This is a genomic window from Streptomyces sp. NBC_01381 (genome assembly GCF_026340305.1).
Classification (GTDB): Bacteria; Actinomycetota; Actinomycetes; order Streptomycetales; family Streptomycetaceae; genus Streptomyces.
The window spans coordinates 3,196,492-3,211,917 of the sequence record NZ_JAPEPI010000001.1 but is presented as its reverse complement, the minus strand read 5'-3'; the positions used below and the strand labels follow the sequence as shown (position 1 = coordinate 3,211,917).

Here is a 15,426-nt window from a genome sequence, read left to right as displayed (position 1 = left end):
CACGAGTCTCGCTCAGGAGTCGACGCACCGGCATGTGCCGGCGCTGCTTCTCCGACTCACGCCGGAGTATGGCCGCCTGTCCGACCGAAGTGCGGCGCGGGCGGCGGGAGTTGCACACCGCGATGACGTCGGCGTGGGCCGCCTCCACCAGGTCACGGTCCGCCGTACGGAAACGCTCCACCAGCTGGTCGCGTTCGACGGCACGCATGGGCCGCAGCCGGGCGTCGACGGCCAGCTGGTGTTCCACCCAGGCCGTGAGGACCGCACGCTCCATCGCGGCCGGGAAGTCCTCGCGGACACGTCACGCTGCGCGAGCTGTGTCGGCAGCCCGTCCAGCCCATATCGTCGCAGCCTGTCGAGCGCGTCGGCGCAGGAAGTCCAGGCCTCCGGACCGTAGGGATCGTTGTCCAGCCGGGAGAGCAACTCCTCGGCCGACGGCATTGATCGAGCGAGCTCTCGGCGGACGTCCTCCTCCCGCTGATCATCGAAGTACCCGGCAAGCGTGGCGCTCTGCCGTAGCCACTCCCCATGACGACGGGCAACGGACGCATCGGGAGCCGCGGTCAGCATTGTGCGCGCGGCTCCGGGGGACATCGCCGCCGACCGGCCGCCCTGCACAGTCCGGCGAACCTTCTGTGCCCAGTCCAAGGCATCCAGGACCAGATCACGATCCGTCCCCGCCCCCTGATAGAGGTCACCGAGCAACTCCCGGTGCGCGGCCTCGTTCCCCGCAAGGCCCGCCTCTGCGGCACGCGCGACCACGACCGCCGCCACCGCTTCACGGGCCCGGGAGAGGGTCAAACCGACCCCCCCGTCGGTCACACGTGTCACAGAGTGGATGAGATCGGCTGCATCCTCAAAAGGCTCGACGTGCGCGCGGAACCACCGTGCCACCTCATCGAGAGGGCACGCGAGGAGCTCGGACGCCGCCGCTGCGAGATGCGGCTCCCGCGCCTGCTGGTTCCAGGCGTCCAGTTCGGTTCGCAACCCGTCCACTTGACGCAGCAGTTCACTCGGCGCCGGTCGGCCGTCAGCGAGGGATTCGGCAAGACGCGTCCGGCGCGCGGGATCGGCGAGTGTCGCGGGCGCCAGACGGGCGACCGTCTGCGCCGCATCCAAGGCGCTACACAGTGCGTGCGTGTCGGGGCAGCCGTCGATGACGTAGCGTCCCAGCAGTTCGCGCTGCTGCTCAGTCGCATTCGGACCCTGCTGCCGGCGGGTCAAGTCGTGGGAACGGTAGAGCAGTTCCTGGGCGGACTCCCAGCCGGCAACGCCACCGGGTGCGGCGGCGCCCAGTCCGGCCGGATCTGTGTCCAACCCCTGATACCAGGGGCCGAGCAGCTGCTGGTCCGTCGTCTGCCGGGCGGCGAACGCCGCGGATTCCTGCTGAGCCGCGTGAGCAAGCGCAATCGCGCTCCGGGCAGTGGACAGCGTGTGCTCGGCACCGGCTTGAGCATCGCGACGGCCTACGGCCGTGACTGTGTCAAGGAGAGCGATGGCCTGCCGAAGAGGATCAAGATGGCTGCGCAGCCAGGTAGCGGCATCACCCAGAGGAGTCTTCGTGAGCTCAGCCGCGTACGCCGACAAGTACGGACGGGTCAAGTCCTCTTGCCAAGTACCGAGTTCGCCACGCAATGCCCTGCCCTGCTCCAGCAGTCCAGGAGTCGGAGCGTGACCGTACGCCACCTGGGCCGCGAGCAGACCACGGCGGTACGGGTTCGCCACCGCGCGCGGGGCCAGTCGATGGACGGACTCGGCATGCGCCAGGGCCGCCTGCAGTCCGGCGTCGTCGGGCAGCTCTGTTCCCGCATATCGGCCGAGCAACTGGGCGTGGGCGAGGGAGAGCGATCGCAGACGGCTGTAGGCGGTGTGCCAGGCGAGGGCCAGCGGCAGCTTCTCGTAGAGCTCGCCACGCCAATCGCCCTTGACCGTAAGACCGGCGATGGCCTTTCGATCCGCACGGACGCTGCCGGACAACATGCCGCCGATGCCCCTGGAGCCGTCCACCAATCGCTGGACCGTCTCCTCCAGTTCAGGAGCAGAGACCGTCTCGGGCCGGAATGTGTCACGGGCCGCCAGCTCGGCCTCCGCCAACTCGCGCTTGGCCGACTCGATTTCGGTGGCTGCTTCCCGTACGAGCAGCAGCGTCTGAGGGTCGAGCCAGTCGGCCAGCGCTCGGTCCGGGGCGGTGGCCAGTTCGACGAGTGCGACCAGATCCTCGGCCTCGGCTGTGGTTGCCGGTTCCGCGCAGCCGAGCATCGCGGCAACCGATGCGGCGCGCTGTCCGGCCGACTCCACTGTCCGGGACAGCCCGCCGAACCATTCGGCGAGCTCTCCGGCCTGCCGTCGCGACAGCAACGGCACATCGATGCCGGCGGGCTGCAGTTCAGCAAGCGCGCATTCGCTCGCCGGTGGTTGTGCACTCAGATCAGGGCCGAGGTCCGCCCACCCGGGACCAGCCTGTGCGGTTGCCCGCGCCTGGGCGGACAGCACCTGTTCACGTCGGGAGAAGAAGGCGCCAAGGGCATCCGCGACCACACCTGCCGCAGCCCGGTCGGCCTCGGCCGAACCCTCCGGATGCAGCCACCGTTCCAAGGGGCGATGCGCGCCGCCTGCCAGCTCGGCAACATGGCAGACGTCCTGGGCCGCTTCGAACCCACTGGGGACGTCGAGCCCGAGAGACTGGCTGATGCCTGCCAAGCCTTGGTGTGTTCGGTCGAGCACCTCTGCCATGGCTTCGAACTTCCGCGAGAGCTCCCCTGCCTTTTCCTCGGTGAACGCCAACGGGTCGACTCCGCAGGGCGAGAGCGCCTGCAGCGCCTTCTCGCCGTCGCCCGCCTCGGCCGTCAGCCGTGTCGACAGCTCTTCCCACCGTTCGCCCGCTGCTGCGCGGGCGGCGGCCTGAGTTCGGTGGACCTTCCTCAACTCTGTGGTGAAGTCATCGACCGGGTTGTCCACCGTGTCGGCGAAGTCGTCTGTTGTCAGCCAGTGTTGAGGGACCGCGCTCCGTGAGTCGAGCAGCCGCAGCAGTGCCTTCAGCCTGCTGATGCCTGCCTCGTCGGATACCGGTTCGCCGTCGGGGGCGAGGTCCGGGTAGCGGGCCACTGCTGAGGTGAGTCCGTCAAGCGCAGCCTTGGCCTGATCAAGAGCGGGCCGCGGATGTGTCATGCCCGTACGCAGGTCGCGCCACGGGAATGACGGATCGGCGACCGCTTCCCACGCAGCGGAGATGGCCTCCGTCGCGTTGATGACCAGTTGCAGATCCTGGGCGGTCAGTCGCTCGGCCTGGAAAGCTTCCCGCTGCTCAGTGTCCTCGGTCGATGCCGTCAGGTAGGCCACCGGGGCTTCGGACAGGCGCCCCACCTGGCCGATCACATCGTGCAGGCTCCGCCCGAGCGGTTCACGAGCCTCATTCATCGCCTCGGCGTAACCGCTGAGGGCCACGCGCGCCTCCCGCGCCTCGGCGATGGCCTGCTGCGAGAGCTGTGGTGCACGCGGCTCCTCCTCCAACGCGCGCCCGAGTTCCTGAGCGACGGCCCTGCGGCTGGTGTTGTGGCTGTGCAGGGCGAGGGCGTACGAATCGAGGCCGACCGAGCGCAGGCGGTCGAGCACCACATCGAGGGCGGCGGCCTTCTCACTGACGAAGAGCACGCTGCGGCCCGCATGCATCAGACCGGCGATCATGTTGGTGATCGTCTGGCTCTTCCCAGTTCCAGGGGGGCCATCGAGAACGAAGGACTGCCCCGCCACGGCGGCGGCGACAGCCTGCCGTTGGGACGCATCTGCGTCGAGAACCAGCGGGCTGTCCTCGGGTGGACTCAGTTCGTCGATCCGGTCGAGCTCGATCTCCTCGAAGTCGAAACGGTCAGGAGCCAGCCCGGCACGCGGCCCGAGGGCCACCGCCTTCACCAAGTCGCTGCCCAGGACGTGGTTCTCGTTCTCCAGCAGGTCCTGGTACATCGCTTCTTTGTGAGAAGCGAACAGCGACACAACCGCTCGGGGCAGAACATGCCAACCTTGCTTACCCGCCACCGTGCTGGCAGCTGCCTTGAGCACTCCGGCGATGTCTGTCGGCTCCTGCTCGGTGACTGGACCCCAGTCGATGTGAAACTGCTCCAGTTTCACCTTGAGAGCCGGGTTGAGCCTCGGTTCCTCTTCATCGTTCGCGATGAGCCGGACGCGGCCGTTCGCGGTGCGTTCGACCCGGACCGGCAACAAGATCAGCGGTGCGTCGCTGCCTGCCTCGGCCCCGTCCTCACACCAGTGGAGCATGCCGACACCGAGGTGGAGGGTCCACAGACCGTAGTCGTTGAACAACTGCGTCGACTTGCTGCGCAGGCTGAGCAGCGCACGGTGCAGTGCAGGGCTCGTGGTCTTCTGCGTGACAATCCCGCCACCGCGGTCGACGCGTTCGACCGGCCGCTGAGCCTGCTCGCCGTCCCCCTCCTCCACCTCAGGCTCTTCGTCCGGCAGCGGAGCGAAGTCCCATCCGCGGTCCAGTCCCCCTGCGAGAACCTCGGCGGAGGGGGAGGAGATCTCGAGGGTCGCGCTCCGGGTGTGCCGGAAGTTCAACAGGCGGTTGCGTCCACTGAGGTCCACAAGGGAGGTGCGCCACCCCGCAAGGACTTCTCTGAGCCGAGCCAGATCTTCGCCGCCACCAAAGGCGCCCGGAGTAGTCACGTTCGTCCTTGCTTGTTGTCATCTCTGGGGTCGCCGAAGCGCAGACATCCCCAACGTCCAATGTGCGACCGGGACATCACCGCAACCAGGGACCTTCATCCCGCACACCGGCCGCGTAAGTCCCGCTGGTCCCGCACAGTCGTAGAATCCTACGACCATCGCTCCACTGAGTGAAGTGCCAACTACACCTAGGTCGTTACGTCCACGCGTGTCCGAAGTCCCTTGAGGAAGAGCGAGTCCAGCACAGCCCACTCCGTGGCCCGGTCCACGACCTCGACCGTCCGGCCGTCCAAGGACGGCGTCTGCTGCGGGTCCTCCATGGGGCACAGCCACCACAGCCCGTGCGGGACCTCAGCGGGGCGGCGGGCAGACTGCTGCAGGCCGACCAGGAGGTCGTGTCCGCCGCCTTCGTAGTAGCGGCTGATCAGGCCCGCGTTGTGGGCGAAGAGCACCGCCTTCGGGCCTGAATCCTCCGCCATCGACCTCAGCCGCTCGGCAAGTCTGTCCGTGACGCGCTGGCTGTACGAACGCAGTCCGGGCTTCAGCTCGCCCGACTCTGTGAACACCGCGTCCGCCCTCAGGACCTTCGACCAGTCCGTGCCCAACTCGCCCGCGAGCACACGGAATGTATGCAGGAACTCGGCGTTGAGGTCCACCGGAACCACGCCGAATTCGGCGGCCAGCATCCCGGCCGCGCCCGGCAGATCGACACCCTTGAGCGTAAGAGCGAGGAAGCCACCTCGCTGGGCTGCCGTCGCAAGCTTGGCGCGCAGCACCATCTGCGGATCGCGCCCCGCCGCCACCGCGGCCTGCGCTTCGGAGACGAGCACACTCGTACGCGTATAGGTGGAGCTCGTCCAGCGTGCGCCTTCTACGGCCGGCGGGAAGAAACGCTTTCGCCCGGCGTCCCATTCGAGCGGGAATCCTGCCTCGGCCAGTGCGTCCTCCACCTCGATGTGGGTGGGTGCGTCGGTGATGGCCAGTGACGGGAAGCGTGCGTTGACCCTGGACAGCAGCTCGGTGATCGAGATGCCTGTCTCGCGACGCACCCCGGCCGCGGCCTGGGAAATGCGCAGAGCACGGGCGAGGCCCAGAGCCTGAGGGTAGAGCTCGAGGCGGGGAGAGGCCGCTGCGTCCTGTGCGACCGCCGCTGCCAGGGCCACCAGGCGGGTGTCGGCGAGCGGCGCCATGCCCTCCGGTGCGGCCACCGCGCGCAGGGTTCGCACGACCGTGCCCCGACCCGGCAGAGGATCCTCGTCCGCCAGGCGGTCGGCAGCCGTGCCAAGCGCAGCAGCGTAGTCGGCGAGCTCCTGCGGAGTGGGGTCGTCGGTACCGGGCAGCGACTCCAGGGCGAGAAGCACGCGCGGGCCGCGGCGGAGGACTGCCAGGCGCGGCTCGTGGTCGGTGTCAGTTCCGCGCTGGAGGACTTCCGCGTCGACAGCGGCACGTACAACTGCCAAGGCCTTGGCGAGAGTTCGACCTGCAGCGTCATCGCCGGCGCCATGCCGGATACGCAGTTCGGCCGCCGCCTCCTGCACAGTGAGCACGCGTCCCGCCTGGACGAGCGTCTGCACCAGCTCATCACGGACTGCGGTGAGCCAACCAGTGGCGCTCCACTCCTCGATCGCGGCCACATGGTGGCGCGAAACGGTCGGCTGACTGCTGCCGAGGTGCTTGGCGACGGCCGTCTGCGGGGGCCAGGGGCCGAGTGGTGAGAGTCCGCCGCCCTCCTCTTTGGACCGTGGGAGACCAAGTGTGAGCCTTACGACCTCGGGACGGAGATTTCCCTTGCGAGCCGGGGCCGGGGCGAGCCGTGCGGCGAGGGAGTCCACGGACTCACGCGCGATGCGCTGCGCCTCGGCCTCCGGATCCGCGGTCTCGGACACCGGGCTATCCGTCGTCGACGGGGCGGAGGGCTCGGGCTCCGCAGCACGGCGGGACAGCATCGCCGTCCACTGCTTGTGCCGACGGTTCAGCTCCCTGCGGACCAGGGCGCCGGCGCCACGCGCGCGGGAGATCGTGTGCGGAGGGATGTCAAGAAGTTCCTCGACGGTGCCTGCGCCCAGGCCGCCCGCGACGGAGACCGCGCGCAGGGAGAGGCCTGCAGCCTCCAGTCCCGTGCTGAGTTCCGCCGCCGCGGCTGCTGTCTCGCGTGCCTCCTCCGTGGTGGCAGCCGCGGCTCCGACGGTGGCCTGGGTCGTGGCCGGCTTCGCCGAATCCGCCGTCCGAAAGATGCGCCGCCAGGCGTCTTCCATCTGCTGGAAGGTATCGAAGCGACGGTCCACATCCCGGTGCAACGCGCGCTGGAAGAACACCGTCAGGCCGTCGCGCAGTCCGGGCTCGAACAGCTCGGCAGCGACATAGAGCCCGACGTCCTCACTCATGCGCGGATCGGTCTGTCCGTCCCCCCACACCGGGCGCTCGCCGGAGGCCATCTCGTGAAGCGTGACGGCGGCGGCGTACCGCTCGGCGTGATCGTCGTAGAGGGAGCGGCGGACGCTGCCGAGGAAGGGGTCCAGATAGCCCCGAGTCCCGGCGCTGATGTCGCGCTCGGAAGCGTCAGCAAGGGAGAAGTCGAACAGCATCAGCTGCCATGAGCCGTCGCTGCGCTTGTGCAGGCCGAGGTTGTCCGGCTTGATGTCGCGGTGCCGCATGCCCTTGGCGGAAAGCTGGTCCAGGGCAATGAAGAGGTCGTTGCCGTAGCGCTCCAACTGGTCATAGGTGAGCCGCCCTTCGCCGCGCAGTCGCGCGCCGAGGGAGCTTTCCCCCGCATACTCCAGTTCCAGAATGGCGTGGCCCGCGATCTCGCGGGGCTCGTCCAGGAGACGGATGATCCGCCCGCCGCCCACTGCCTTGAGCGCATGGGCTTCCGCGTACAGGCGCGCGTCCTTGTCGCGATCGAGCGCGACCTTGAAGACCCGCTCCTCGTACGCTGGTTCGCCCGCCGGGCCTTCGAGTTCGTCCACCACCCGCTCTACGAGCAGGGCTCTGGCAGTAGCTCCCGTACCGAGGACGCGCTTGACGCTCCACTCGGCATCCAGAGGCTGGCCGGGCAGAGCCGTGAGGGGGTCGCTCTCCGCGGTGGCGGCCCGCTCCGGAATTGCCGTGTCCTGCTCAGCCTCGTCGAGGAGGTCCAGGAAGCGCTCTGCCGACGGAAGTCTGTCGTTCACCTCGGCCCGAGTGGCTTGGAAGACCAGGTCGTCCAGCTTGTCGGAGAGCCCGTCGGCGACGGCGTAGGGGTGCAGGCCGCCTTCCGCCGACAGACGCTCGATCAGGGCGCTTCGCTGAGCAGCCGGGCGCTCGCCGGTGAGCAGGAGATAGGAGAGCGCACCGAGCCCGAACAAGTCCAGGTCCACCGGATCAGCGAACTCCCGGTCCGTCTCCGGGGCGAGGAACACCTGAGCGGCGTCCTCGATGAGGTTCGGATCAAGCGGGGTATCGCCGATGGATCGCATCGACGTGGTGTCGAAGTCGCGCGCCGCTGTCTGCCAGTCGGTGATGCAGACGACGGGATCGCGGCCGTCCTCCTTGGCGGAGACATACACCGAGCGGGCGGCCAGAGCCCGGTGGTACAGGGACCGGTTGTGGGCGTACCGGAGTGCTTCGGCGAGTTGGCGGACCAGGTCGAGGCGGATCTCAGGAGTGAGCCTGCCTCCGTATGCGTCGAGGTAGGCGTCAAGGCGCGGGTCTGTGTGGCGGTGCCGGAAGAGGATCGCCGGTCCGCCCTGGTGCTCGCGGATCTGCACGGCTTGCGCGATCCCGCGATGGGTGATGCCTTGCAGGACTTGGTACTCACGGCGGGCTGCGCGGTCGGCGGCCTGCTTGGCCGCTTCCGTCGCCATCTGCTCGACGAGGTAGAGACGGACCCTGCCCTCTTCCTGGACAAGGCCGTCGTCGCGTGCGGCGAGGCGGTCTTCCCAGCCAGGGCCTGCGTCCAAGGCGCGCGGCTCGAGCTTCCAGTCGTCGCCGAAACGAAGGTGGGCGATGGAGTGGCTGATGCCGATCTTCTGCATCAGTTGCTCAAGGAGCTGGGCGGTCTGCGGTGTGACCCGCCAGCTCTCCCTCTCAGGCGGCCGGCCGAGCAGGTCGTCCCAGACCTTGTCGAGACCACTGGATCCGTCGTTCCGCCCGTAGACGTTGATGCGCTGGAACTCGTCAAGATCGCTGGCGAGACCCGAGGCGTGGAGGAAGACTGCGGGCTTGATGAACGGGACCCGGCGGGGATCAACGCCGGCGGCCCGGGCGGCTCGTTCCAGCTGGCCCTTGAGTTCCTTGCACTTCAAGTCTGTGAGGTGCAGCGGGTTCTTCATGGTCCGGACACGGTCAGCGTGGAACTGCCAGGTGTCCCCATGGTTGGCCACACGGCCGGGGTGACCCTTGAGCTCCAGGAGGTAGAGGCCGCCCGGCACCGCGATGAAGAGATCGCACTCGTTCGTACGGCCGGAAGCAGCTGTGAAGGAGAAGGTCGCCCAGGCTCGATACGGCTCGTTCGCCGGCATCAGTTGCCGGATGTGTTCGAGCCCCTCCTGTTCCCACGTATGGCTCGAGCGGCGTGGCTGGAACCAGCGCTGCTTGCGCGGAGGTGGGCCCGGCTTGGGGGGCGAGGGCGTTCCTGCTGCCGTCACGGTCCAACCTCCACGGGTCTCCGACCCGTCGTGTGGGTGTGCTGTGCCTGGCTGACCCTACATCGCTGAGCAGGCACACGGCCCAGAGATCCGCGCTGCTCAGACCGGCACGGGAAGCAGGTTCAGGCCACGCCCAACGACACGGTTCCAGCCCGGCGAGCGCCAGATCAAAACCCTCTGGCCAGAGATCACATCAGCCGTGCTAACGTTCGAATGCACTGCTTTACGGCCCGCCAGGCGTCCGCTTCAGGAACGCCTCCACCCGTACCAGGAGCTTTCACATGCCCGTTCTCAGCGGCTCACCATCTTCCGTGGCGCCACTTGCGCCCGGCTCATCCGCATCGCTCCCACTCGGGGAAGACCGCGTCTTCTGCGTCGGTGGCTCCACACGCCACCTCTCGGCCTGATCCGGCCACGACCAACCAGACGACAACCGTGCCCGGATTATGGCGAATCGATTCTTCGCCGATTGTCCGGCACCTCTTCCCCGAAGGTGTTTCCGTGCAGACCTCGGACGCGACCATCGTCGCCGTCATCGCCACAGCCTTCACTGTGACTGTGTGCTACGCCCTCGCATGCTTCACCACCAACAAGATCGCCAAGGCTGCGCTGGACGGCAGCCGCTCCGCCGACCGCGCGCAGATCCTCAACGAAGTCGGCGCCATCCTGCGGCACTTGTCCGTGTTCCGCTGGCGGCGCAAGTAAGCCGGTAGTGACGGGGGGACGCGGGCCGGGTTCAGCGTGGCGGCCCGCCCCGCGCGCCCCTTCCATCCTGGCGAAAGGAGACCGATGTACACCGATATAGGCTTCTGCCGATCACCGGTGCGGCCCGCCGGGCTTCCTCTGCAGGACACGCCCTCACCCGCGCGACTCATATCGTGCTGCCCGGGAGCCCGTCTTGCTGCGTGAATCCGTCTCCACGGCCCTCGAACAGGCCCACAGCAGCCAGCTCTTCCTGCGGCTGCACGATCATTTCGTCAATGATCACGGCTACCGGCCCAGCGCCTCGGAAGCCAGGTCGTGGGAGAAGAGCCTGCCTGCGCTCCTCAACGTACTGGTGGAAGCGGGGCTCGATCACGTCCACGCGCTCTTCGAATACCAACTGCCGCTGACCAGCAAGCGCACGGACGTCATACTCGCCGGTGTACATCCCGACACCGGCGAACCGTCTTACGTCATCGTGGAGTTGAAACAGTGGAGCCAGGCCGAACCGGATGACGACGATGCCCTGTTGTGCCGAGTGGACGCCTACTCCCGCCCCGTACTGAACCCGATCGAACAGGTCCGGGGCTACTGCGACTACTTGGTCTCGTTCAACGGCGCCCTGGCCGAGCATCCGCAACGCGTCACCGGCGCCGCGTACCTGCACAATGCGACAGAGTTCGGCATCAACGGCCTCTACGCCGTTGAACAGAGCGAGCGGGGTCGGTTGTTCAGCGAAGAGCGCCGAGGACTGTTCATCGAGTTCCTCAAGTCACGGCTGGCGCCTGTCTCCGGAGCCATCGCCGCCGACGAACTGCTCGCCGGAAAGGCCCGCCCCTCCAAGCAGCTGATCGCCGTAGCCGCGAACGAGATCCGCGACCGCGAGCAGTTCGTCCTCCTGGACGAACAGCGAGTCGCCTATGAGCTCGTCATGCGCGCAGTACACCGGGCCTCGCAAGCCGACCACAAGGAAGTCCTCGTGATCACCGGCGGCCCCGGCAGCGGCAAGAGCGTCATCGCCCTATCCTTGCTCGGCGAGCTGTACCGCCAAGGCCGTTCCGCGCTCCACGCCACAGGCTCTCAGTCGTTCACGAAGACCATGAGGAAGGTCGCAGGCGCCCGGAAGCGTGAAGTGCAGGATCTGTTCAAGTACTTCAACAGCTTCATCACGGCCGAGCGGAACGGCTTGGACGTACTCATCTGCGACGAGGCACACCGCATCCGGCTCACGTCAGCCAATAGGTACACGCGCGCCGAGAACCGAACGGGCAAGCCCCAAGTGGAAGAACTGGTCGACGCAGCCAGAGTGCCGGTCTTCTTGCTCGACGAGCACCAAGTGGTACGGCCCGGAGAAATGGGGAGGGTCGAGGAGATCGAGGCGACCGCGGCGAGAAAGGGACTCGACTGCCGAGTGGTGTCCCTGGAGGGCCAGTTCAGAAGCGGCGGCAGCGATACGTATCTGCAATGGGTGGTACGTCTCCTCGGACTTCAACCAGGCGGAGCCGTGACCTGGACTCCCGATGACAGGATGCAGCTCCTGGTCGCAGACAGCCCGCAGGAGATGGAGGACTTCCTTCAGGCTCGCCGCGCCCAGGACTACAGCGCACGCATGTCGGCCGGCTACTGCTGGAAGTGGACCACGAAGTATCCACCCGGGCAGGCCCTGCCTACGGATGTGGCGATCGGCGACTGGGCGCGGCCGTGGAATGTCTTCGGCGATCGCGGGGTCGCGGGAGCTCCGCCGGCCGCGCTGTGGGCCACTGATCCGGCAGGCTTCGACCAGGTCGGATGCGTATACACAGCTCAGGGCTTCGAGTACGACTGGAGCGGTGTCATCATCGGCCCCGATCTGGTCTGGCGAGGAGACCGCTGGGTCACCGACCGCACAGCATCGAAGGATCCTGCCTTCAAGAAGTCCACACCCGATGAGGACGTGGACCAGCTGATCCGGAATACGTACAAGGTCCTGTTGACCCGCGGCATGGTCGGCACAGTCATCTACTCGACCGATGCCGAGACGCGCGAGAAGCTGCGGGAGCTCGTCGGGGCCTCGAAGGCAGTCGTACCATCCGGCTGACGCGGAATGCCGAAGGGACCAGTCCAGTGCACACAGTCGACCGCACCTGCGGTCTCCAACTGGAAGCAAGCCTGAGGCAGGGGGCAAGCCCCTGACGGTGCCAGACAGATTGACCACCGACTCCGGCCGTGCCGCATATAGTTAGCGGCAATTCCGCTCACCCGTGTACCTATAAAGCCAATTCTCAGGCTGATCACCAGATGTGCGTCGTGCTCGGCCGGAGCGGCGCAGGTGTTGCTCCCCCAAGCCGGGAACGTCGAAACCGAGTACTTCAGTGTCCGCCGGAGCATCCGTGGATGCTCAGACGGCGAGGCTGCGGATCAGCTTGTTGGCCTTGAAGTCGCGGGATTCGACGGTGAGTTTGCCGTCGCTCCCGAGGAGTACGCGCAGGCCCTGCGACTCCGCGCCCGAGCCCGGCTTCTCGCCGCCGTTGCCGTCGGGGCCGTACATGGTCTGGATGAAGCCCGTGTTGACGACGGTGAACCCCTTCGGGTCGCCGCCCTCGACGATCTTCTTCGCCGCCCAGTCCGAGCGGTTGAGGTCCCAGTGGGTGTGGCCGGAGAAGAAGACGACGTTCGGGTGCGCGCCGAGGATGGTGAGCAGGTCGGCCTCGTCGACGAAGTCCTGGTCGTAGAAGCGGGCGGCGTCCGGCCCCGTGGTGCCGGAGACCGAGCCCGGCAGGACGTGGTGGCTGAAGATCAGTACGTAGGGCTTGTCCGCGTGGGACTTGAGGGCGCCGTCCAGCCAGGAGAGCTGGGAGGAACCGAGCGTCACGAAGGGCGGGTTGGTGCCGTTCACCGCCGGCGCGGTGGTGCCTATGAAGAGCAGGGGGAGGTCGCCCGCCGTCGTCTGGGAGTAGACGTCCGGCATGCCTGTGTAGTCGAGGAAACGCTTGACCTGGGTGTCGAAGGGGTCGGCGTTGTACTGCTCGTGGTTGCCGAGCGCGGCGAGGACCCGCTCCGGGTGGGGGTGGTCGGCGAGCGTGGCGTAGAGGTCGTCGTACTGCTGGGCGGTGCCCTGCGCCACGAGGTCACCGGCGATGACGAGGGCGTCGGAGCCGCCGAAGGAGTTGAGGTCGTCCAGCGCGTTGCCGAAGTCGGCCAGGTCGCCCTGGATGTCGGAGATGACGTCGAGGGCGGTGACGGGGGCCTTTACCCTTCCGGCCGCTCGCGCCTCGGCGGCGATGAGGCCGCCGAGGGGGATGGTGGCCAGGGCTATGCCGCTGGCGGTTAGGAAGGTTCTGCGGGAGGGGGGCTTCGCCTCTGGGAACGTGGGGGGAGTTTTCATGGCCGGGAGAGTAATGGGGGTGCAGGGAAGGGGAGTTGGACTCGCCGCGGCCACTTGTTGGACTGTTGGAGATCTTTTGGGTGTTGCGGTTCCCGCCCCCGAGGCCGGGCGGTGCCCAGCACCTGCGGATCGCCCGCTCCCCTACGTCCCGATCATCCCCGTCACCGCCCCCACCGGATCCTCGTCCGGCTCCCCCTCGGGCCACCAGTCGTCCCGCCCCGGCTCGCTCCGGTACGGGTACCAGCGGCCGTCCCTCCCGTAGCGGAGTTGGAGGGAGCCGGAGGCGTTGGTGAGGTGGTTGCGGTGGATGGTCATGCGGGGGAGGTCTGCCGTGATGAGGGCGCCTCGGGCCCGGTCGAAGGGGCCCGCCGGGGGGTCCCAGGGGGATTCGAGGACGGACAAGCCCTCCTCCGCGCCCTGGCGCCACGCCGCTGCCGCACGGGAGAGGTCGGTGGGGGTGTGGCCCACCGCCCTTGCCAGTTCGGTGAATTGGCGGCTGAAGCTGCGGCGGCCAGTGAGGCCGGGGTGTGATGCGGCCAGGCGTACCGCGTCGTGCCAGGGGTCGGCGGCCGCGAAGGGGTCCGCGCCTGTGGTGAGGAAGGCGTGGGCTCGGGACGCCGTGTCCGTTGCCAGGAACTCCAGGGATGTGGGGTCGGGGGCGCCGGGGAGGGAGGGGAGGAGCGGGGGGTCGCCCGCGTGGGCGGGGGCGGCGAGAGGGGGTGGGAGCGGGGGGCGGTGGTCCGTGGCGAGGGCCTCTCGGGCCAGGGTTCCTGGGAGGTTCTCGGGGCCCGCCTCGGTCGCCGCTTCGGACTGCTCGCGGGCCGCCTCGTGCGCGTTGCGCTGCGCCAGTTCGTCAAGGAGCGCCGCCTCGTCTCCGCCGCGCAGGAGGAGCAGTACGAAGGGGTCCGCGTCCAGGAGCCTGGCCGTCTGGTAGGTGAGGGCCGCCGCGTGCTTGCAGGGGCGGCCGTGGTCCGGACAGCTGCAGGATGGGACCAAGTCACCTGGGCCGGGGAGGAGTTGGATGTTGGCTCGTTCCGCCGCCTCCGCCAGCGCGTGCGGCATGTCTTTGTCCAACAGCGCCGCGATGTGCGCGGGTTCCGTGGCCACCGCGTCCAGGAAGGTGTCCCAGTCCTCCGGGGTGAGCGTGCGCATGCGGATCTCGGCGCGGTAGGGGCGCGGGCGACTTCCGTGTACGTACGCCACGATGCGGCCCGGTGCGACGGTGATCGTGTCGACGTGACCCTCACGGGCGTAGGCACGGCCGCGACTGAGCCGGCCCGGGTCGAGCGACGTCCCCTCCAGGGCGGCGATCCAGGCGTTGCCCCACCAGGAGGTCGCGAACGGGGCCTGGGGGTCGGGGTATTGAGGGAGTGGGGGGAAGACCCGGCCGGTGCCGCCGGTACGGGTGGCGGCGGTGCGGGTGCCTCCGCCCGCGCGGGTGGCGGGGGCGCGCGTGGCGTCCGTGCGGGTGGCGGGGGCGCGCGTGTCGCCCGTGCCGACGGCGGATGCTCGCGTGTCGCCCGCGTGGGCAGCGGCGGACCGCGTATCACCTGAGCCGGCGCCGGCCGCCCCCGCATCACCCGAACGACCAGCGGCCGACCGCACGATCCCTGCGCGCGCAGCATCCCGCGCCCCACCAGCGGACCCCGCATCACCCGAGCGGCCAGCAGTCATCTCACCCGAGCCAGCGCCGGTGCCATTGCCGGTGCCAGTGCCAGTGCCGGCAGACCGTGCATCACCTATCCGTACAGCAGCAGACCGCCCATCACCCGAGCCCGCGCCACCAGCCGACCGCACGATCCCCGCGCGGGCGGCAGCAGACCGCCCATCACTCGTGCGAGCACCAGGGGACTGCGCATCACTCGTGCGAGCACCGGGAGACCGCCCATCACCCGTGCGGGCAGCGGCAGACCGCACGATGCCTGCGCGGGCAGCGTCCCGCGCTCCCCCCGCACCCCCCGCGCCGCGTACGCCCACGCCCGCACCGCCGCCCACATCAGCACCCACACCCGCACCCGCACGATCGGCTCCAGCGGCAGGACCCTCCCCGGCACC

Annotated in this window: 7 protein-coding genes; 2 read left to right on the top strand and 5 right to left on the bottom strand. The window is 68.5% G+C overall.

All coding sequences use genetic code 11. The features are described from left to right. Positions 1-12: 12 nt before the first annotated feature. Both OG453_RS15025 and pglW read right to left on the bottom strand, forming a co-directional pair. Complete coding sequence (locus OG453_RS15025; protein WP_266868151.1) at positions 13-4,680, bottom strand: DUF4011 domain-containing protein; 4,668 nt, start codon at positions 4,678-4,680, stop codon at positions 13-15. 188 nt (positions 4,681-4,868) lie between these two features. After that, positions 4,869-9,305 carry a BREX system serine/threonine kinase PglW gene (gene pglW / locus OG453_RS15020; protein ID WP_266868150.1) on the bottom strand — a complete coding sequence of 1,479 codons (4,437 nt, stop codon included), beginning with the start codon at positions 9,303-9,305 and terminating at the stop codon, positions 4,869-4,871. A gap of 501 nt (positions 9,306-9,806) precedes the next feature. On the opposite strand from pglW, the gene OG453_RS15015 reads away from it, so the two are divergent. Beyond that, positions 9,807-10,010 (top strand): hypothetical protein, encoded by a 204-nt coding sequence (locus OG453_RS15015; RefSeq protein WP_266868149.1) that lies wholly within the window; start codon positions 9,807-9,809, stop codon positions 10,008-10,010. 193 nt (positions 10,011-10,203) lie between these two features. Then, positions 10,204-12,084, top strand: coding sequence for a DUF2075 domain-containing protein (locus OG453_RS15010; protein ID WP_266868148.1), 1,881 nt, complete (start codon positions 10,204-10,206; stop codon positions 12,082-12,084). 300 nt (positions 12,085-12,384) lie between these two features. On the opposite strand, the gene OG453_RS15005 is transcribed toward OG453_RS15010, so the two are convergent. The 3 genes from OG453_RS15005 to OG453_RS14995 all read right to left on the bottom strand — a co-directional run bounded on the left by OG453_RS15005 (position 12,385) and on the right by OG453_RS14995 (position 15,425). Continuing rightward, positions 12,385-13,371: a DUF4073 domain-containing protein gene (locus tag OG453_RS15005; RefSeq protein ID WP_266868147.1), complete on the bottom strand. Its 987-nt coding sequence runs from the start codon at positions 13,369-13,371 to the stop codon at positions 12,385-12,387. Between the two features lie 141 nt (positions 13,372-13,512). After that, a complete protein-coding gene (locus tag OG453_RS15000; protein WP_266868146.1) occupies positions 13,513-14,976 on the bottom strand; it encodes an SWIM zinc finger family protein in 1,464 nt (487 codons plus the stop codon). A gap of 134 nt (positions 14,977-15,110) precedes the next feature. Then, positions 15,111-15,425 (bottom strand): hypothetical protein, encoded by a 315-nt coding sequence (locus OG453_RS14995; RefSeq protein ID WP_266868145.1) that lies wholly within the window; start codon positions 15,423-15,425, stop codon positions 15,111-15,113. Between the last annotated feature and the right edge of the window lies 1 nt (position 15,426).

Bases quoted from the DNA above. Each gene is read 5' to 3' on its own strand.
- OG453_RS15005 (WP_266868147.1), bottom strand. From the start codon at position 13,371: ATGAAAACTCCCCCCACGTTCCCAGAGGCGAAGCCCCCCTCCCGCAGA.